At 39.3% G+C, this 19118-nt stretch carries 20 protein-coding genes; 15 read left to right on the top strand and 5 right to left on the bottom strand.

All coding sequences use genetic code 11. The annotated features are described in order from the left end of the window. Positions 1–8: 8 nt before the first annotated feature. Together AC3WR0_RS17975 and AC3WR0_RS17970 are read right to left on the bottom strand one after the other, a co-directional pair. Positions 9–287 (bottom strand): hypothetical protein, encoded by a 279-nt coding sequence (locus tag AC3WR0_RS17975; protein WP_492553599.1) that lies wholly within the window; start codon positions 285–287, stop codon positions 9–11. A gap of 12 nt (positions 288–299) precedes the next feature. Continuing rightward, positions 300–1580: an ArsB/NhaD family transporter gene (locus AC3WR0_RS17970; protein ID WP_492553598.1), complete on the bottom strand. Its 1281-nt coding sequence runs from the start codon at positions 1578–1580 to the stop codon at positions 300–302. 426 nt (positions 1581–2006) lie between these two features. On the opposite strand from AC3WR0_RS17970, the gene AC3WR0_RS17965 reads away from it, so the two are divergent. Continuing rightward, complete coding sequence (locus tag AC3WR0_RS17965) at positions 2007–2327, top strand: STAS domain-containing protein (RefSeq protein WP_492553597.1); 321 nt, start codon at positions 2007–2009, stop codon at positions 2325–2327. Positions 2328–2421: 94 nt separating this feature from the next. Here AC3WR0_RS17965 and AC3WR0_RS17960 read toward each other — a convergent pair whose 3' ends face one another. Next, positions 2422–4386 (bottom strand): bifunctional 2',3'-cyclic-nucleotide 2'-phosphodiesterase/3'-nucleotidase, encoded by a 1965-nt coding sequence (locus AC3WR0_RS17960; RefSeq protein WP_492553596.1) that lies wholly within the window; start codon positions 4384–4386, stop codon positions 2422–2424. Positions 4387–4735: 349 nt separating this feature from the next. Here AC3WR0_RS17960 and AC3WR0_RS17955 point away from each other — a divergent pair, with 349 nt between their 5' ends. The 7 genes from AC3WR0_RS17955 (at position 4736) to AC3WR0_RS17925 (ending at position 9185) form a co-directional block, all read left to right on the top strand. Continuing rightward, positions 4736–5059 (top strand): hypothetical protein, encoded by a 324-nt coding sequence (locus tag AC3WR0_RS17955; protein ID WP_492553595.1) that lies wholly within the window; start codon positions 4736–4738, stop codon positions 5057–5059. A gap of 159 nt (positions 5060–5218) precedes the next feature. Continuing rightward, positions 5219–5896, top strand: coding sequence for a hypothetical protein (locus AC3WR0_RS17950; protein WP_492553594.1), 678 nt, complete (start codon positions 5219–5221; stop codon positions 5894–5896). Between the two features lie 16 nt (positions 5897–5912). Further along, entirely contained in the window at positions 5913–6143 is a 231-nt protein-coding gene (locus AC3WR0_RS17945) for a 4Fe-4S dicluster domain-containing protein (RefSeq protein ID WP_492553593.1), read from the top strand. A gap of 17 nt (positions 6144–6160) precedes the next feature. After that, positions 6161–7225, top strand: a complete 1065-nt coding sequence (locus tag AC3WR0_RS17940; protein ID WP_492553592.1) for a 3-methyl-2-oxobutanoate dehydrogenase subunit VorB — start codon at positions 6161–6163, stop codon at positions 7223–7225. Next, complete coding sequence (locus AC3WR0_RS17935; RefSeq protein ID WP_492553591.1) at positions 7222–7974, top strand: thiamine pyrophosphate-dependent enzyme; 753 nt, start codon at positions 7222–7224, stop codon at positions 7972–7974. Before AC3WR0_RS17940 ends, AC3WR0_RS17935 begins: the two co-directional genes overlap by 4 nt. 3 nt (positions 7975–7977) lie before the next feature. Continuing rightward, a complete protein-coding gene (locus tag AC3WR0_RS17930; protein WP_492553590.1) occupies positions 7978–8520 on the top strand; it encodes a 2-oxoacid:ferredoxin oxidoreductase subunit gamma family protein in 543 nt (180 codons plus the stop codon). A 323-nt stretch (positions 8521–8843) separates the two neighbouring features. Beyond that, complete coding sequence (locus AC3WR0_RS17925) at positions 8844–9185, top strand: cupin domain-containing protein (protein ID WP_492553589.1); 342 nt, start codon at positions 8844–8846, stop codon at positions 9183–9185. Positions 9186–9806: 621 nt separating this feature from the next. On the opposite strand, the gene AC3WR0_RS17920 is transcribed toward AC3WR0_RS17925, so the two are convergent. Further along, positions 9807–11969, bottom strand: a complete 2163-nt coding sequence (locus tag AC3WR0_RS17920; protein WP_492553588.1) for an MMPL family transporter — start codon at positions 11967–11969, stop codon at positions 9807–9809. A gap of 122 nt (positions 11970–12091) precedes the next feature. Between AC3WR0_RS17920 and deoR the strand changes: the two genes are divergently transcribed. The 4 genes from deoR (at position 12092) to AC3WR0_RS17900 (ending at position 14481) form a co-directional block, all read left to right on the top strand. Then, the gene (deoR, locus tag AC3WR0_RS17915; protein WP_492553587.1) at positions 12092–13039 is read left to right on the top strand and encodes a DNA-binding transcriptional repressor DeoR; all 948 of its coding nucleotides are present in this window, start codon (positions 12092–12094) and stop codon (positions 13037–13039) included. Positions 13040–13176: 137 nt separating this feature from the next. Then, positions 13177–13848, top strand: a complete 672-nt coding sequence (deoC, locus tag AC3WR0_RS17910; protein ID WP_027320346.1) for a deoxyribose-phosphate aldolase — start codon at positions 13177–13179, stop codon at positions 13846–13848. Positions 13849–13872: 24 nt separating this feature from the next. Beyond that, positions 13873–14043, top strand: coding sequence for a DUF1427 family protein (locus AC3WR0_RS17905; protein WP_492553586.1), 171 nt, complete (start codon positions 13873–13875; stop codon positions 14041–14043). Positions 14044–14070: 27 nt separating this feature from the next. Next, positions 14071–14481 (top strand): cytidine deaminase, encoded by a 411-nt coding sequence (locus tag AC3WR0_RS17900; protein ID WP_492553585.1) that lies wholly within the window; start codon positions 14071–14073, stop codon positions 14479–14481. Between the two features lie 35 nt (positions 14482–14516). Here AC3WR0_RS17900 and AC3WR0_RS17895 read toward each other — a convergent pair whose 3' ends face one another. Continuing rightward, positions 14517–15128 carry a DNA-3-methyladenine glycosylase gene (locus tag AC3WR0_RS17895; protein ID WP_492553584.1) on the bottom strand — a complete coding sequence of 204 codons (612 nt, stop codon included), beginning with the start codon at positions 15126–15128 and terminating at the stop codon, positions 14517–14519. Between the two features lie 109 nt (positions 15129–15237). Here AC3WR0_RS17895 and proC point away from each other — a divergent pair, with 109 nt between their 5' ends. From proC to AC3WR0_RS17880, 3 genes are all read left to right on the top strand, one after another. Then, positions 15238–16044, top strand: a complete 807-nt coding sequence (proC, locus tag AC3WR0_RS17890) for a pyrroline-5-carboxylate reductase (RefSeq protein WP_492553583.1) — start codon at positions 15238–15240, stop codon at positions 16042–16044. A 416-nt stretch (positions 16045–16460) separates the two neighbouring features. Next, complete coding sequence (locus AC3WR0_RS17885) at positions 16461–18074, top strand: GGDEF domain-containing response regulator (protein ID WP_492553582.1); 1614 nt, start codon at positions 16461–16463, stop codon at positions 18072–18074. A gap of 3 nt (positions 18075–18077) precedes the next feature. Then, on the top strand, positions 18078–19115 hold the full coding sequence (locus tag AC3WR0_RS17880) for a HEAT repeat domain-containing protein (protein WP_492553581.1): 1038 nt from the start codon (positions 18078–18080) through the stop codon (positions 19113–19115). Positions 19116–19118 lie beyond the last annotated feature (3 nt).

The following is a 19118-nucleotide window of genomic DNA, read 5'->3' as shown; positions in this document are numbered from 1 at the left end:
ATGTATTCCTATTCCCATTTTACGAGTTCAAGGAACTGCTGTTTAAAAAGCTGAAGAATAAAATCCTCATAATAGTCCTTTTTGACAATAATTTGATTGCTTCCGTCCTTATTTGTAAAGAATAATGCATCAGTATGGACTTCGTTTAAATCGAAGTATTGGTGGACCTTTTCAAGTTTTTCAGCAAATTTTTCATTCTTGAAAACAATGGCAAATTCGATATCCTCTTCATTGACTTTCTCCGTTATACTCAGCAGCTCTTTGTTAAATTCATATTTTAATTTCATGGTATTCCTCCTTTATATAAGGTATCTGAGATAAATGTATGCCGTTGACAACAGAATCGATAATATCATTAAAGGAAATGCAACAAATAAAAACTTCGCGAAAGAAATCCTATATCCTTCTTTCGCAGCCATTCCGGCCACAATTACATTTGCGCTTGCACCGACCAATGTTCCATTCCCGCCAAGGCATGCGCCAAGAGCAAGACTCCACCATAAAGGTTCTAAATTACTTATTCCCATTGTTCCCATTTCTTTAATCATTGGAATCATTGTGGCGACAAATGGAATATTATCAATAAAGGCAGATGCAATAGCGCTAATCCAAAGTATTAAAATCGAAGTGGAGGTGACATCTCCACCTGTTAAACTGATGGAATAGTCTGCCAGCTTCTTAATAACGCCTGTTTCCATCAGTCCTGAAACAAGAACGAATAGGCCAATAAAAAAGAAAATAGTTGTCCATTCAACTCTATGCAATGCTTTTTCCAGATAGCTTTCTCCTGAAAGAATCAATAGCAGAAAGGCACCCCCAAGCGCTATTGAGGCAGATTCAATATGAAGCATTTGATGCAGAAAAAAGCCAATAATCGTAAGGGCCAAAACACTTAATGCCTTCCACAGGAGCGGCTTATTTTTTATTTCTTTTGATTCATCAAGCTCCATAAGTGCTGATTTTAACAAATCTGTTGTTTTAAGCTGCTTTCGATATAGTAAAGCCAGAATTGCTATATTCACTGCCAATATAAAGAAAGAAATACCGAAAAGGTTATAAATAAATTCCATAAAAGTAAGTTCCTTTACTGCACTTCCCAGCATAATATTGGGCGGATCTCCAATCATGGTGGACGTTCCTCCGATATTAGAAGCAATTATCTCCATTACCAGATAGGGAACCGGATTTACTTTAAGCTGACGGGTTATGCTAAAAGTAACAGGAACCATTAATAGAACAGTAGTTACATTATCCAGCAGTGCTGATCCCAACGCAGTTATCACTCCGAGGGCTATAAGGATTTTCATGGGGCTGCCCTTTACCTTTTTAGCGGACCAAATGGCAATGAAATGAAACAAACCTGTTTCCGCCGTTATGGTTACAATTATCATCATTCCAGTAAGGAGGCCTAATGTATTAAAATCAATATGATGAAGTGCCGTTTCCTGTTTGATGATTCCCAAAAAAACCATTAATAATCCGCCAGTCATAGCAGCAATGGTTCGATGGATTTTTTCAGTTACAATAAAAGCATAAGCAATTAAAAATATGCCAATCGCTAAAGCTGCTTCATTTGACATGATGCCACCTCTTCTCCAAGTTTTCTGTATGTTTTTTATATCTTAGGCTTGCTCCCCGTTGGCATCTAGCTGGTTAGTTTTTGCCATTTAAGGGCTAGTATTTGCAAAAAAACGCAAAAAGGAGCCTGTGGTGACAGGCTCCTCCAAAAAACATAACAATATTTATTTCTCTCTATTGTATAAAAGGATAGAGGGGTTGTAAAGGGAAAACTGAAACAATGAATAGCTGATGCCTGAAGTAGTTCAACGAAAAACAGCAGCCTGAGTTTTTTTATCAGGCAAAAATTGATCACCATTTTAATTGAATTAAAAGGAAAAATAATGTTAAAAATGAAAACTTATGGTATAAAAGAATATGGTTTCGTTTTATAAAGGCTGCGGCGGGGTAAATAAAAGCATTGGTGCGGACAATGGGAGGATATACATATGAGCGAAAAGCTATTAGACATAGAGATTGCTGAAGAGGGAAATTTAACAACAATCTTATTAACTGGTGAACTTGATATATCCATGATTCCTTATTTTCAGGAAAAATTAAATCCTTCCTTTCTGGCTGAAAAAGAAAATCTTCTCTTTGATTTTAGCGGTCTTAAATATATAGACAGTACAGGCCTAAGACAATTCATCTATTTAATTAAATTGAGGGCTGCGGGAAACAAAAATATCATTAAGGTTAAAAATGCTTCTCCAAAAATCACCCGTGTATTTACCGTAACCGGAATTCATCACTTTCTTGAGCTTGTTTAAGATGCAGATAAGTGCCCATAGCTAAGGGTGCTTTTTATTTTGGAAAAAAACGAACCAGCATAAAGGATTAAATCCTTAGCTGGTTCGTTTTGAATTACTCACCGTTTTCCAGATTGATTAAATATTTGGCGAATCCCCCGCTGGAAGGACCAGCATAAGTAATATGCTTAGTTAGCTTTGCATATTTTTGAGCCTCGGGTGAAGAATCAAAAAAAGTGATGGCAAATCCTCTAACAGGTGCTATTGACCAATTTTTATCCGCCGAAGGATTTATCCTTTTATTTTCCTTGATAAAGTCAGTTAAAATCTGCCTCGTTTCGTAAGGAGCCTTTAGTACAACTTCTCCTTTGCTTACCCCTGGAAATGTTTTGCTTGACGCCCGATAACTGTTAGCTGCGACAATAAACTTTTGATCAGGAGTAACAGGTTTTCCTTTATAGGAAAGGTTAATAATTCGGTTTGTATTTGGATTAATTAGCTTTTCAACTGCATCATACTTTGCTGGGCGAGTTACATCAATTTGATATTTTATTCCGTCAATTACATCAAAATTATAGGAACGGAAATTCGGGTCAATTAGTAATTGTTCCTGGCGGCTGGAAGGATCGATTTGCCTAAATTGGCCCGCACTCATTTCCAGCCATTCCTTTAGCTGCCGGCCATTCACTAGAACTGCCTGAAGCGAGTTGGGATATAAATACAAATCCGCTATGTTTTTTATGGCAAGAGTACCAGCTGGAATATCTGTGTAATAGGATGGACCGCCACGTCCTCCAGCTTTAAAAGGAGCAGCAGCAGACAGAACAGGAATACCTGCATATTTAGCATAACTTGGTTCCATAAATTTTTTTGTAAGATAATCAGCTTGGGCCATATTTACAAGCTGAACAGAGGGATCATCCTGGACAAGTGAAAAGTAACTATGAATAGGCGCGGATGACTCTCCAACAGGATTATTTACATATTTTATTGTGGCAGTATGTTCAGGCCTAATTATTTTTAAAAGGGCTTCATCAGATTTTACAAGTGAATTCCCCATATCATCTGCAATCTGTCTAGTAAATCCTTTCCCAGTCAGGATATTCCACTTACCTTTCTTCTTCTCCAGTTTAAGGTCAATAATTCCAAGAGTATTTCCGAATGAACCAGCCATTACTACGGGCTTGCCATTGATTGTTCCTGAGTTAAGGTCAGCATTTGGCAAATCCTTATAAAGAGGGCCGGGGAAGATTCGGTGGGAATGCCCTGCAAAAATGGCATCGATCCCAGGAACAAGTGTTAAGTAAAAAGCGGCGTCTTCCATCCATGGTGTGTAAGGCTCGGCACTAATTCCTGTATGAGCCAGGGCTATAATAATATCAGCACCTGACTTTTTCATAGCAGGAATATATTTCTTTGCGGATTCAACAATAGACCTTGCCTCGACTTTCCCCTCAAGGTTCGCTTTATCCCATTCCATAATTTGGGGTGGTACGAATCCAATTACACCGATGCGAAGGGTTCGTTTTTTACCGCTGCTGTCTGTTACCTTTCTTTTTAAAATTGTATAAGGCTTAAAGTATGCTTTATTTTTTGATGCTTTATATACATTAGCATTAACCACGGGCATTTTTGCCCCTTTTAATGCATTATTCAGGAAGTCAAGGCCATAGTTAAACTCATGATTGCCAAGGTTAATCGCATCATATTTTAGGAAGTTAAACGCCCGATAAACCGGATGTACTACCCCAGTTTTAAGGCCCTTTACTTTACCTATATAATCTCCTAGAGGGTTTCCCTGCAGGTTATCACCATTATCGAAGAGGAGAGAGTTACTGACTTCTTTCCTGGCCTGTTTAATCAAGGTTGCCGTCTTAACAAGCCCAACCTTGTTATCTTCTTTGCTTTGGTAATAATTATAATTTGCTAAGGATACATGCAGGTCGGTGGTCTCCAAAAGTCTCAGATCAACAGATAGATTTTGCTGAGCTGCCGATACAGAGGAATTGGCCTGAAGAAGAGGGGAAATCAAAAATGGCAGCAGTGTTAGAAGGGCTAGGCCATGGTGAATTTTAACCAAAACAATAACCTCCTTATGGGTGAACTTTCATTTGCTATAGTATCTGTAATAAAGATGAAAGTATGAAATTTAGAAAGAGGACAATAAGGTTTTTTGTACATTAAAGTATAAAAGCTCTTACACTACTGCGATACCAAGAAGAAATTTTTTAGGAAAATTAAAGTTGAAGAAAGTACTCCATGTTTTCAGCTAGTTAAGTTTATTTGCGCATCTTTTCACATATAGCAATAGCTTTAAAAAACTGACGCAATTTTGTCAAAAACATTTGAAGAAAAAAGGAAATGAACCGCTTACAAGTAAAAACCTCCTGTAATTTTTTTATAATGGGGCTATAGAAAGGCGGAGGTGCATGATGAATATTACAACGATAATTGAATTGGAGAACCAGGAAGCTGAGATTTTGGCAGGGGCTAAAATGATTTTTGAACAGGAACAAATAGATCAAAATATAGTGGAAACATGTGTTGAGGGATTTCATGCAAACGAAAAGGAGGAAATCATTTCAAATGAGGAAGCTATGCAAAAGGTTTTTAACCGTCTAAAGGAAGATGGTTACATTCCAAACAGTGTAGAAGATTTCTCCTTCCAAATGCCATCCTGCGAGCGCCTAAAAAAGAAAGGGTTAAATGAACAGGATATACCACAGAAAGTTATTTTATCGTATATGTACTAAAGGAGTTCTTTTGAACTTCTTTTTTTCTTTATAAAATGGAGAATTTGTGAAGTGTGATAATAGTCAAAGCTTTCCGGTTTTACACTAATTATAATAATGTGTGAGCAGTTAAACTGCATAATTTATGTAAGCGTTTACACAGAGGGAGGAGGCATACTTTTGATACAGGGCAAAAAGATTACCATTCTTACGGGCCATTTTGGAAGCGGTAAAACAGAGATAGCGATTAACCTGGCATTAAAGGAGAAGCATGAACATTCCAAGGTGGCCATAAGTGACCTTGATGTCATTAACCCTTATTTCAGGACCAGGGATGCCAGAGAGCTTTTTAGGAAAAACAATATTGAATTAATTGCTCCAAAGGATAGGCTTGCCAATTCAGATTTACCGGTGGTGTCCGGAGAAATTTACAGAGTCATTCACGATCCTTCATACAAAGTTATTGTCGACGCTGGGGGAGATAAAGACGGTGCTACTGCTCTTGGTCAGTATTTTAACGATTGGGAGCAGTTTAAACCTGAGGTGCTGTTTGTCCTAAATGCTAACCGTCCATATGTAAGTACAGTGGAAGGGGCGTCATTTACAGTAAAGCAAATTGAAAAAGCTTCCCGATTAAAGGTCACCGGCATTATAAATAATTCGAATATCGGAAGCTTCACATCCATGGAAGAAATCATCTGCGGACTTGACCTTAGCAAAGAATTATCAAATCTTCTCAATATTCCCCTGCTATATACGTGTATTACATCTCAGTTAAGGCAAGAGGCAGAAATGTTTCAATCAACCAATGAAACTATTTTTATAGAACGTTATATGAAAGTGCCCTGGGAGGCATAGAGAAGGAGGAACCAATATGGAGAAAAGGGTGGTTTTTAGAGAGGACCGGTGTAAATCCTGCGGCCTCTGTGTACAGGTGTGTCCTGCCAACATCATCTTTCTGTCCGATTATTTAAATGGGAACGGGTACCGTCCTGCTGCAGTGGCCGAACAGGAAAAGTGCATTAGCTGTGCTAAGTGTGGTCAGGTCTGTCCGGATTCGGTTATTACAGTTTACAGACCTGAGAAGAAAAAACAAACGGTTTAGCGAAGGGAGCCAGAATAATGGGAAGAGTTCTTATGAAAGGCAATGAAGTAATTGCAGAAGCGGCAGTCCATGCCGGCTGTAAATATTTTTTCGGCTATCCAATTACACCTCAAAGTGAACTTGTTGCCTATATGGCCAGGCGGCTTCCTGAAATAGGCGGCTTATTTCTTCAGGCAGAAAGTGAAATTGCAGCTATTAATATGGTTTATGGTGCAGCGAGTACTGGTGTCCGGGTAATGACCTCATCATCGAGCCCGGGATTCAGCTTGAAACAGGAAGGCATTTCATACCTCGTTGGTTCCGAGCTTCCTGCTGTAATTGTTAATGTTGTCAGGGGAGGCCCGGGGCTTGGAAATATTCAGCCAGCCCAGTCCGACTATTTTCAGGTTACAAAAGGGGGCGGGCATGGAGATTATAATTTGCCAGTTTTGGCCCCAGCAACTCTTCAGGAAATTGTAGATCTTACCAAGGATGCCTTTGATATAGCTGACCGATATCGAACTCCTGTTATTTTAATGGGGGACGGCATGCTCGGACAAATGATGGAACCGGTAGAATTTAAGGAAATAGGAGATAAAGTTCAGCCAGAAAAAAGCTGGGCCACAACTGGAACCCGCGGTGATGGCGGACCAAGAATTATCACTTCCCTTGAGCTTAATGCAGAGGGACTGGAGCTAAGAAACCAGCACCTTCAGCGTAAATTTGCAGAAATAAAGAAAAATGAAGTCAAATATGAAACCTATTTAACAGATGATGCTGATTATATAATCGTTGCGTATGGCACAGTTGCGCGGATTGCTATGAATGCTATTAAGAAAGCCCGTGAAGAGGGTTACAGAATCGGTCTGATTCGTCCGATTTCACTTTGGCCATTCCCACAAAAACCTTTTGAAGAAACAAGAGAGCGGGTAAAAGGCTATATTTCAGTAGAGATGAGTGCAGGCCAAATGGTTGAGGATGTCCGGCTTGCTGTAAATGGGCGTTCACCAGTTAGGTTTTATGGACGTACAGGCGGAGTAGTGCCAACCCAGGAAGAGATTTACACTAAAATCCTCAATGTTGCTGGAGGTGTGGAGGTATGAGTATGATTACTGTTTTTGAAAAAACAAAGGGGCTCATAGATAAGCCAACTCACTACTGCCCGGGCTGCACCCATGGAATTGTTCACCGTATTGTGGGTGAAGTGCTGGAGGAAATGGATATATTGGAGGATACAGTTGGGGTTGCATCGGTAGGCTGCTCCGTCCTTTCCTATGAATATTTTAATTGTGATATGACTTCAGCAGCTCATGGCCGGGCACCTGCAGTGGCTACAGGAATCAAACGGGTACTTCCTGATAGGTTTGTGTTTACCTATCAAGGAGATGGGGACCTTGCTTCGATTGGTATAAGCGAAATTATCCATTCAGCAGCACGTGGTGAGAAAATTACCGTTATTTTTGTAAATAATGCTATTTATGGAATGACAGGCGGACAGATGGCTCCTACAACCTTAATAGGGCAAAAGACAGCCACTACTCCATTTGGCCGAAACCCTAACATTCAGGGTTCACCAATAAAAGTATGTGAAATGCTCGCTACCTTGGATGGAGCAGCCTATATTGAAAGAGTTTCTACTCATGATGTCCCTCATTTAATAAAGGCTAAAAAGGCAATCAGGAAAGCCTTTGAAACTCAGAAGAAAGGGCTTGGTCTCTCGCTGGTAGAGGTTTTATCTACGTGTCCAACTAACTGGGGACTTGACCCTCAGGAGTCACTTAACTGGGTTCGCGATGAAATGGTTCCAGTCTATCCCCTTGGAGTTTATAAAAATCGTGAGGGAGTGAACTAGTCCATGTTGGAGGAAATGATTATTGCAGGTTTCGGAGGGCAAGGAATTATGTCCATGGGCCAGTTAATTGCCTATGCAGGGATGCTGGAGGGTAAAAATGTATCCTGGCTGCCGTCATATGGCCCAGAGCAAAGAGGCGGAACGGCTAACTGTGCGGTAGTGGTAAGTGATACACCAGTGGGATCGCCACTGGTATCCAGACCTTCAACTGTTATTGTCTTAAATAACCCCTCATTCGATAAATTCGAGCCAATGGTACGTCCAGGCGGCCTTTTAATTTCAAATATATCGCTTGTTGACAGAACCTCAGCTCGAAAGGACATCACCAATATCGAGGTAAAAGCAACAGACCTGGCAAATGAGCTGGGCAATCCTAAAATCGCCAATATGATTCTTTTGGGAGCATATTTAGAGAACTGCAGAATTGTCCAAGAGGAATCAATTCTGGAATCATTGAAAAAGGTGCTATCCAAAGATAAACATCATCTTTTAGAATTAAATAAACAGGCGCTCAGAAAAGGCGCCATGATGGCAGCCGCCCTATAAGGGGCGGCTGTTTTTTTGAAGAGTGTTAGGTTAGATCATAGAGGTAATTTACATGATAGAACTTCAAAACCTGTCGATAGAGATCAAAACTAATTGATGGAGTTCTAAAATACGTCGATAACTCGTATCCAATGATCAGAGCCTAGCCTTTAATATTGATGAGTACTGTAACCCAAAAACAATTGAGAGAATAAAAAATGATTTTGGGTATTAAGTTTTTCACTAAAAAAGGAAATTTCTTGGACTATAGTGATGCGGCTCACTTAATTGAAAATGATTATCAGCTATATTAAAGACAGACGAAAGCTATAGGAGGAATAGTGATGGAAAAACAAACAGTAAAAGCCTACCAGGAATTCAGCGAAGATAAATTCACAAAGCGAGTTATTTATAAAAAGGGAGAGAGCACAGCGTTCGTTCTTAATTTTCTCCCAGGACAAAAACTTCCTACCCATAAACATCCGGGCACTGAAGTTTATCTTTATACAATATGCGGAAATGGTACATTTACTATTGAAGGATCGAACTTTGAAACAGTTGAGGCAGATTTGGTTCACTGCAGCGGGGAAGAAGAATTAGCTTTCGAAAACACAGGAAAAGAACCAGTAAGCTTATACGTAGTCCTTAATAAATTACCAGGCGAGGCATATGCAAAAAATATATAAAAGAAAAAGCGGCTCACTGTTGGGCCGCTTTTTTGCATGGTTTATTAATCAAATTTCTGATAATATCAATCAATTTCAACGCTTTATCAATCACTTTGGGAAACTTATCGATTATATTAAACTAACTTTAGGGACTTCCCTTATCAAAGTCGAATAACCTCATTTTTATAAAAAGCCTCACTTGCCAGTTCTAATCCATCATTTTGCTGAAAGTATCGATCAAGTTAATGAATTAATCGATCATTTACGGGATTTTATCAATTAAATTGATGATATTATCGATCATTTTGAGGACTTTCCAATTGAGGATCTCAATAAAGCTAAAAAGCCAGGCGTACGCCTGGCAGTGGTAATTGAATCTTTTTCAAGGCTATAGAGTTAAAGCCCAGGGGCAAGTTACCTCATTTTTAGAAAAAACCTCAATTGCCAGTTCTAAATCAATCATTTTGCTGATAGTATCGATCAAGTTAATGAATTAATCGATCATATACGGGATTTTATCGATTAAATAGAGGATTTTATCCATCACTTTAAGGATAATATCCATCACTTTGAGAATTTCACCATGAGGATCTCAATAAAACTAAAAAGCCAGGCGTCCGCCTGGCTTAGATTACTTTCTTAGTGTTTCATCGTCTTTTTATTTTTCACTCCAAAAAACCACCAGTTCCAGTCACCTAGAAGTTTCATCAGGGCAGGAACGAGTATCAGCCTTACGATGGTGGCATCAATAAAAATCGCAATGGCGATGCCGACTCCGAGCTGTTTGACCGGCATTACCCCCGTAAAAGCAAAGGCCCCAGTAACAACAATCATAATCGCGGCGGCAGAGGTAATGATTTTACTTGTGGAAGTGAGTCCTTCTACTGTTGCCCTGCTGTTATCCCCAGTTTCCAAATAATATTCCTGAATACGTGATATTAAAAAGACTTCATAATCCATTGAGAGGCCAAATACAAGACTGAAAACAAAAACTGGCAGAATCAGTGCAATGTCAGTTGGTTTCATTCCCAAATGGCCCAGCTGGTAAATCCAGACCACAATTCCAAAGGTTGAACCCAGGCTTAATACGTTCATAATGATTGCCTTTATTGGAATTAAAATGGAACGGAAAGCAATCGTTAAGATAACAAGAGTCGATACTAAAATTAAAATTAAGCCGTAAGGAGCTTTTTGATAGATTTCATCAAATATTTCCTGTTCAAATTTAATTTGTCCTCCAAAGTGTGCGTTCACGCCTAAGTCTTTATCTGACCAATCCCGGATCCAGGAACGTGCTTTTGAGGAATGCTGGCCTGTTTTTAGGTAAACATTTATAAGCATTTTATTATCTTTTACAAAAGTATTCATAACAGGCGCCAATTGCTGACGGCCCTGATTAGAAGACAGTATTTGTGATAACTGTTCAGGATCATTGATGCCTGAAACAGAATAAGGAGATTCCACAGCAGAAACCAGCGAATCTTTCTGAAGCTTGTTTATAGCCTTTTTTGTTTTTAGCAGATTTCCTTTATCGGTGATTTTGCCTTTTGTCTCTAAAATGATTTCAACTTTTTTCTCATCCCGCTTATCCTTTGGAACAAATTCCTCTCTGAACGTTTCAATAGCAACCCTCGAAGGATACCCTGGAGGCAAAGAATCAGTGCCTGGAATAGCAAGGACCATATTTTTTATTGGTGTAAGCCCGGATAAAAGAATAAAAAGTGCACCGATGATCATAAGAACCGGCTTTTTCATAACAAAGTGTGCAAAGCGATACCAGACGGTTGATTTTTTATCTTTTAATCGAAGAAGGCTTAGTTTATTAATTCTGTTGCCAAGAAGCGATAGGAGGGCGGGCAGAAACGTAATGGCTGAAAGGGCTGAGACAAAGACAACGACCATTCCTCCAAGTGCTACGTTTTGAAAAATATCGATTTTTATAAAAAGCAGACCCGCAAGCCCAATAAAAACACACATACCCGAAAAAATAATAGATCTTCCCGCAGTAGCAACAGTTATTTTAACCGCGTCAGCCACCGTTCCCTTAGTGAGCTCTTCTTTGTAACGATTTATAAAAAGAAGAGCAAAGTCTATGCTCAATGCAAGGCCAATCATGGGTATAATATTTAAAATAAAGATCGATAAATCTGCTGTGTAGCTGAAAAAGTAAACAATCCCCATTGTAGTCATGATGGAAACGATCCCAATGACAATTGGAATTCCTGCCGCAACAAGGCTTCCAAAGGCCAGTAAAAGCACTACTAAGGCGATAGGCAGGCCTATCATTTCTGCTTTGGCCAAATCCTTCTGGCTGGCTTCGTTTAAGTCCTTCACTATAATTGGTTCACCCGTCATTGTTACCTTCAAACCTTTGCCGTTGGTTAACCTTTTATCCAAAGACTTTATCTCTTTACCAAGGCTGCCGGCATCTTTTGAAAAATTGATGAGACCATATGCATAATTGTTCTTCATCATTCCTTCTCGGCCAAGGGGACTTATTATACTTTCAGCTTGATCAAACCCTTCCAGTCTTTGAAAGGTTTTTTCGATATAATTCCGCCATTGCTTATCTGAAACTGTTTTATCCCTTTCAAAAACAAGAATAATGGAGGACTTCGGATTGTTGAAATCCTTTTCAAGGATTTCCCTTGTCTCTTTATATGCTCCTTTATATTCAAATCCATTTCCGCTCAGTACGGACGGCAGCTTAAGGGCAAAAATTCCAAAACTAATGATAATCAGCAGCCAGAAAATTAGCACCACAGTTCTGTATTTGTGAATAACCTCGCCCAATCGGTTCACTAACTAGCCTCCTGTTCTCTCCGAAATTATGTTCAAGACTTTTATTACAAATGTAAAAATAAATGGTTTCAGTGATTTTTTTTGCTAAAATAAAAATAAAATTAAAATAACGGGTGATGCAATTGGAACGGGATAAACTTAGCAAGGTAATTGAAGCTGCCAAGCTATACTATTTATTAGACTACAATCAGAATGAAATTGCCAAGATGTTAGGCGTTTCTCGCCCGACAGTTTCCCGTTTTCTTCAAATGGCCAAAAGCGAAGGGATTGTCCAAATCAGTATTATGGATCCTACTGAAGATACTGCAAAGCTCGGACGCCTTTTAGAGGAAAAGTTCGGACTGAAAAAAGCGGTAGTGGCATCGATTCCCCAATACGAAGATCATATCATAAAGAATTACCTTGGCGAAAAGGCTGCGGTCTATCTTAACGAAATCGTCAAGGATGGCGATATTATCGGAGTAACCTGGGGCACTACCCTTTACCATGTTGCCATTGAATTGAAACAAAAATTCATAAAGGATGTAAAAGTTGTCCAATTAAAAGGCGGAGTCAGCCACGCAGAAACAAATACATATGCTTCGGAAATTCTCTATCTTTTCGGAAAAGCATTTAATACATCACCTCACTATTTGCCACTGCCGGCAATTGTTGATCATTCAGTAGTGAAACAGGCGATGGAAGCTGACCGCCATATTCGAAGAATCCTTGACCTTGGCAGGGAATCAAATATCGCGATTTTCACCATTGGCCCAGTAAAGGAGGACTCTCTTTTATTCCAGTTGGGCTATTTTACCGATGAGGACCTTGAATCGCTTTACCCAAATGCTGTAGGTGACATTTGCTCTAGATTCTTTGATAAAAACGGAAATATATGCAATGAGAGCCTGAATGAAAGGACGCTTGGCATTAATCTTGAGGATTTAAAGAAAAAGGAAAAATCCATTCTTGTAGCTGGCGGGCCGAACAAGCTCGAGGGAATTTACGGGGCACTGAAAGGTAATTTTGCAAATGTACTGGTTACAGATCAATTTACTGCACAATTTTTACTTGATAAAAAGGAACAATAGGTCTTTGTGAAGGAACTTTGAACTTTTTACATTTGTTCATAAATCAGGTTACAAATGTTCAATTGTTTGGTATATTTGCTTTGATGACATTTTAATCAATTTGATGACTTTTTATAGATAGAAAGGATGAATAAGAAATGACTGAAAATATTGCGGGTATGATCGACCATACATTATTGAAAGCAAATGCGACTGAAAGTGAAATTGTGCAACTAGCGGAGGAAGCTAAAAAGTATTCTTTTGCCTCTGTGTGTGTTAATCCGACTTGGGTAAAAACAGCAGGTGAGGTTCTCTCGGGAACATCTGTAAAGGTATGTACCGTTATTGGTTTTCCATTAGGAGCTTCTACTTCTGAAACTAAAGCATTTGAAACTGCTAATGCGATCGAAAATGGAGCAACAGAAGTAGATATGGTTATTAATATTGGTGCACTTAAGAGTCAAAATGACCAGCTTGTAGAGCAGGATATCCGTGCGGTAGTTGAGGCAGCAAAAGGAAAGGCATTAACAAAAGTTATTATTGAAACATGCCTTTTAACAGATGAAGAAAAGGTTCATGCATGTGAATTGGCTGTTAAAGCGGGGGCAGACTATGTAAAAACATCCACTGGTTTTTCAACAGGCGGAGCAACAGTGGAAGATATTCGCCTGATGCGCAAAACAGTAGGTCCGGAAATTGGTGTTAAAGCTTCTGGAGGAGTAAGAAGCAGAGAAGACGCCCTGGCCATGATTGAGGCAGGAGCAACCCGTATCGGTGCAAGCTCAGGTATTGCCATTGTAAATGGCGGAACATCTTCTGCTTCCTACTAAAATAAGATTAAATGAGGTCTACGGATGAGAGATATTCTTTTAGCATTAGTTGCGGGCATGATTGTCGGCATTTTGTTTAAATTTTTAAAGCTCCCTTTACCGGCACCGCCTGTGTTTTCAGCAGTAGTGGGAGTTTTTGGTGTTTACTTTGGCGGAGTAGTTTTGGAGTGGGCGTTAAAGGTCTTTCATTCCTAGTAATATCCTATGGGGAGGATGAATGTAATGGATGAAAAAATGCTTATAGAAGAGGCGAAAAAAGCAAGGGAATTTGCTTATGTTCCTTATTCCAATTTCAAGGTTGGCGCGGCTCTGGTATCGAAAGATGGAAAAGTGTATCACGGCTGTAATATAGAAAATGCAGCATATCCCGTTACGAATTGCGGAGAACGTACGGCTATATTCAAGGCCATTTCTGAGGGAGTAACTGAGTTTGAAACACTTGCTGTTGTGGCGGACACTGACCGGCCTGTACCTCCATGCGGAGCCTGCCGCCAGGTTATTGCAGAATTATGTCCTCCAGATATGGAAGTAATCCTAACGAACCTTAAAGGTGACGTACAAAAGGTACTTGTAAAGGAACTGCTCCCTGGAGCATTTTTACCAGCAGACCTTAAATCTTCTTCAAAAGAATAAACTTTAAAAGGGTGCCAATTTGGCGCCCTTTTTCATTAGCTCTCCTTCTGATGCCTCGATACATAAGGGTTTCCCGGGATCCAAAAACGCCATGGATAATCTTTAGCCTCGCCTGAGTTTTCTATCCCGATTCTTTTTCCTTGAGAGATAGCATCAGGAGTGTACCCGTCAGAAATGAAAAGCGGGGGCTCCCAGAAAAGATGTCCATAGTCCTGCATAGTGATACCCAATGCTTTAGTCAGTTTACCGGGTCCGTTCGTTAAATTTTTCATATTGTCAGTGCCGCGTCTTTCTATCATTAGTGGTATGCCATAAACAGGTTCCACAGCCCTGATTAATACAGCCTCTGGTTTACCTATCGTTTCACAAACTACATTGACAAGACAGTGTGTATGCATTAAATACGTATAAATATGTCCGGCTTCGGCAAACATAATTTCCGTTCTTTTAGTTCTCCGGTTCTGGAAGCTGTGTGCAGCCTGATCCATTGGACCTTTATAGGCTTCAGTCTCCACAATGTATCCAGCTGTAATTCCGTCCGGTGTTTCTTTTACCAGTAGGCATCCGAGAAGTGCCTTGGCAAGCTCTACTGTAGGCTGATTGAAAAAATTCTTATCTATTGGTTTGAGATTTAAATGGTCTGTCAAAGTATCCCTCCTTACACTACTAACATAGTGCTTCCCTTTCTATTTTCGTTTTAATCTTTTACCATAGTAGAAGAAGGTTTATGTATATTTAATGAAAGGTTTTGATGAAATGAATAAAAAAATTGGTTTTATAGGATTTGGAAAAATGGCTCAGGCAATATCAAAAGGCATTCTTAAGTCGGAGAGTATATTGCCGGAAAATATTATGGCTAGTGCCAAAACTGAAGTAACTTATCAAAAAATTAACACGGAATACAAGATACAATCTTCACGGGATAATAGAGAAGTGGCCGCTTTTTCGGATATTCTTATCCTGGCAGTAAAACCTGATTTACATTCTGGCATTATTAGTGAAATAAAGGATGAAATAAGAGAAAGCGCAATAATAGTAACCATTGCCGCAGGAATTAGTTTAGATGACCTAACAACCTTTTTTGAAAAAAAAATAAAGGCAGTCAGAACCATGCCAAATACCCCTTCATTTATTGGGGAAGGAATGACTGTGCTTTGTCCAAATGAATGGGTTTCCGATGACGATCTTCAAAGTGTACAGACACTTTTTGAGTGTGTGGGTGAAACTGAAGTATTGGAAGAAAAATTAATGGATGCTGTGCCTGCAATAAGTGGATCTTCTCCTGCTTATGTCTACATGATGATTGAAGCAATGGCAGATGGAGGTGTCCGCCTCGGAATTCCAAGGGATAAAGCATATCGCCTTGCTTCACAGGCTGTATTAGGTGCTGCAAAAATGGTGCTGGAAAGTGGTACACATCCTGGTGAATTAAAAGACAATGTCTGTACTCCAGGAGGGGCAACAATCGAAGCGGTGGCCTCTTTAGAGCAAAATCAGTTTCGGGGAGCAATACTGGATGCAATCGATAGCTGCTTTCAAAAAACTAAAGCTTTAGGCAACTAGTAAAATTAGAAAGTCCCTGATGGGGCTTTTTTTGTTAAGGAAACTATAAAATATTGTCTCGTTTTTCTGCTCAAGTGATCTCAATAGGGCGGTTTAAATGGGTCTTATTCGGACAGGTGAAAGCCCAAAAAACATAGGCGAGGCTGAAAGCGGGTCCCATTCGGACACGGGAAAACCAAAAAAGCAAGGGCGTGTCTGAAAGCCTCATTTGCCCCCTTTTTTCTGGTGAATGATTTTAACAATGTTGTTTAGTAAACCCCTCTTTTTGAAAACCCATAAATTTACATCTAGAATAGAGAGTTATATAGGAGAAAAAGATTGTCACGTTACCGCTTCCATAATACACTTGAGTTTACGAACAAAAGACAGTTTTCGATATAAATTGACGATTTTTTTATAATATGGGGTGCTAGGTAATGGATTTTAACAAATATAAAAATATGCTTTTTAAGAAAGTAAAAGATCAGATTTCTACCTGGTTTGAATCCCCAGACAAGAAGCCGATAAGCAATCGAAGCGTCTATCTGTTTTTACATTCGATTAAAGGAACATCAGGAACCCTGCAACTTGGAGGTCTATTTCAGGTTGCCTCCCGTTTGATGGATCAAATCGAGGAAGACTCTGAAAAGGATTGGCAGCCCAGTGAGCTTTGGGATTTCCTATATGAATTAATAAGCCTTGCATATGAATATGAACATTTTGAAGAAAATAACCTGGAAAATAAATATACCAATAAAGAGAATGCTCCGTTAATTCAAATTATTGATGATGACATCTCTATGCTTATTTTGCTGAAGGATGCACTTGAAGAGCAGGGATGGATGGTTATCACAAGCACCAAACCTGAAAAGGCTATATCTCAATACTACGACTTTCACCCGGATTGTGTGCTCATTGATATTCATCTACCTAATAAGAGTGGTTTTGAAGTAATTGAAATGCTTCAAAAACAAAACGTACGCCAATTTGTACCTATTGTCATGATGAGCATACTTAGTGACAGGGCCACCAGAATGAAAGCATTTAAACTAGGAGCAGACGATTTTGTGGAAAAGCCAATAGACATTGAAGAGCTGTCAGTCAGGCTGGACCGCCATCTGCAGAGAAAGAGAATGTTTGACCAGTCGGCACTAATGGACGATATGACTATGCTCTACAACCGTCAATTTTTTAGGACAGTTTTTGAAAAAAATATGAGCGAGTTAAAAAGAAGTTCAAGCACTTTTAGTATCGCAGTATTAGATCTTGACCATTTTAAAAATATTAATGATACATTCGGCCATTTAGCTGGAGACCGGGTACTGACCTCGTTTGCTCAATTTTTAAAAGAGTATACAAGAAATACAGACAGTGTTTTCCGATATGGCGGCGAAGAATTTGTTATTTTGTTTGAGAGGACTGAAAATCTAAGTGCTGTTGAGATTGTGGACAGAATTTTAGAAAAGTTTTCCGATAAGACTTTTGATGAAAAAGGACAGGAGTTCCATGTGACTTTTTCCGCTGGGGTCTTTGCAGTAGATTCGGATTCCATCACCTTAGAGACAGCTTTTCAGGCCGCAGACCAGGCGTTATATAAAGCAAAAGAAAAAGGAAGGGCAAGAGTTGAAAGCGCCAGCCAATTCCATATTAATTTCCTCAAAAAGCCTTTATATATATCGGTCATTGATGATGACTCTATAATCCGAACCATGCTAAGAAAAATACTTGAGTCCATGGATTTCCAGTATTATGAATTGGATATAAAGGTTTTTGAGGACGGCCTCTCTTTCTTTGAAACAAAACGTCTTGAAGAAAAGGGAGAACATTTCTTGATATTGGATGGAATTATGCCGGTAATGGACGGAATAGAGGTTTTGGATAAAGTTAAAAAGTCCAAACAGAATTCCCACGTGCTGATGCTCACGGGAAGGAAGGGCGATTATGATATCGCAAGAGCGCTTAAACTGGGTGCGGATGATTATTTAACAAAGCCCTTTAGCATTACAGAACTGCAGGCAAGAATTCAGCGCCTGATTCAAAGGATGGAATAGTTTATGCTAACCAGTGAATTGTACGGTTTGTCGCTTGCTGCTGCAGGAATTTTATCTATTCTTTTTATCCTGCTTTTTTATTTATTGGTTCGAAAAGCCTTTTCAATTAGGCAGAGGAATCAGATAGAAATAGAAAAAAAACAGTATGAGGAACCTATATTTACTTTTTTGGATGATGGGCAGTTAAAAAGGAAATTAACTCCCTCTACTTTTACGCAAAAAAAAGCAGTTGAAGAGCTGCTTGCAAAGTTTGCTGGTTTATTAGAGGGTGAAAAGGAGAAAAAACGCATTTTTGAATTCGCACAAATTCATTTAACGGATTTCTATCGCATCCGATTAAAAAGCAGAAAGTGGAGTGATCGGATGAATGCGTTATTCCATATTGAAGATTTTAGAATCAGGACACTTGAAGGGGATATTATTTCTCTTTTTGAAAAGAAGAAGCTAACAAGAGATGAAGCCATTCATGTCTTAAGGATTCTTGCCGCTTTCCAGTCAAAAGAGATTTACAGTCTGCTCTTAGAACGTTTTAATTCATTATCAACCTATGAATATAGAAACATTTTAACCCGTTTGGACGAGAACCGTTTTGATCAGATTGTATTGGGCTTTCACAAGTGTGGGATTCCACTGCAAAGTGCCATTCTTGATGTAATGGGAACTGAAAGAAAATTAAAATATGTCTCTTTCATTGAAAGTGTGTTTAGGGTGTACTCAGGTGAAATTAAAATCAGAGCCTTAAAAACTCTTGGTGAAATTGGCTATGTGAAAGATATTGATCTTTATTTACCTCTGTGTGAATCTGCATCATGGGAAGAGAGAATGATGGCAGCAAAATTAATTGGAGTTCTCCGGGAACGAAAGGGGATACCCGATTTGAAAGGTCTTTTACATGATTCCAATTGGTGGGTACGTTCTCAGGCGGGACAATCTATAAAAAGCTTTTCGGATGGAGAGCAGGTACTTCAGTCGATACTGGAAACATCTTCAGATACATTTGCACGGGATATGGCATGGGAATGGCTGCACAAAGGAGACTGAAAA

It is taken from the genome of Neobacillus sp. FW104-15D2, from assembly GCF_058790155.1.
Note: the sequence above shows the minus strand (reverse complement) of the source record. Positions and strands in the feature narration are given on the sequence as shown.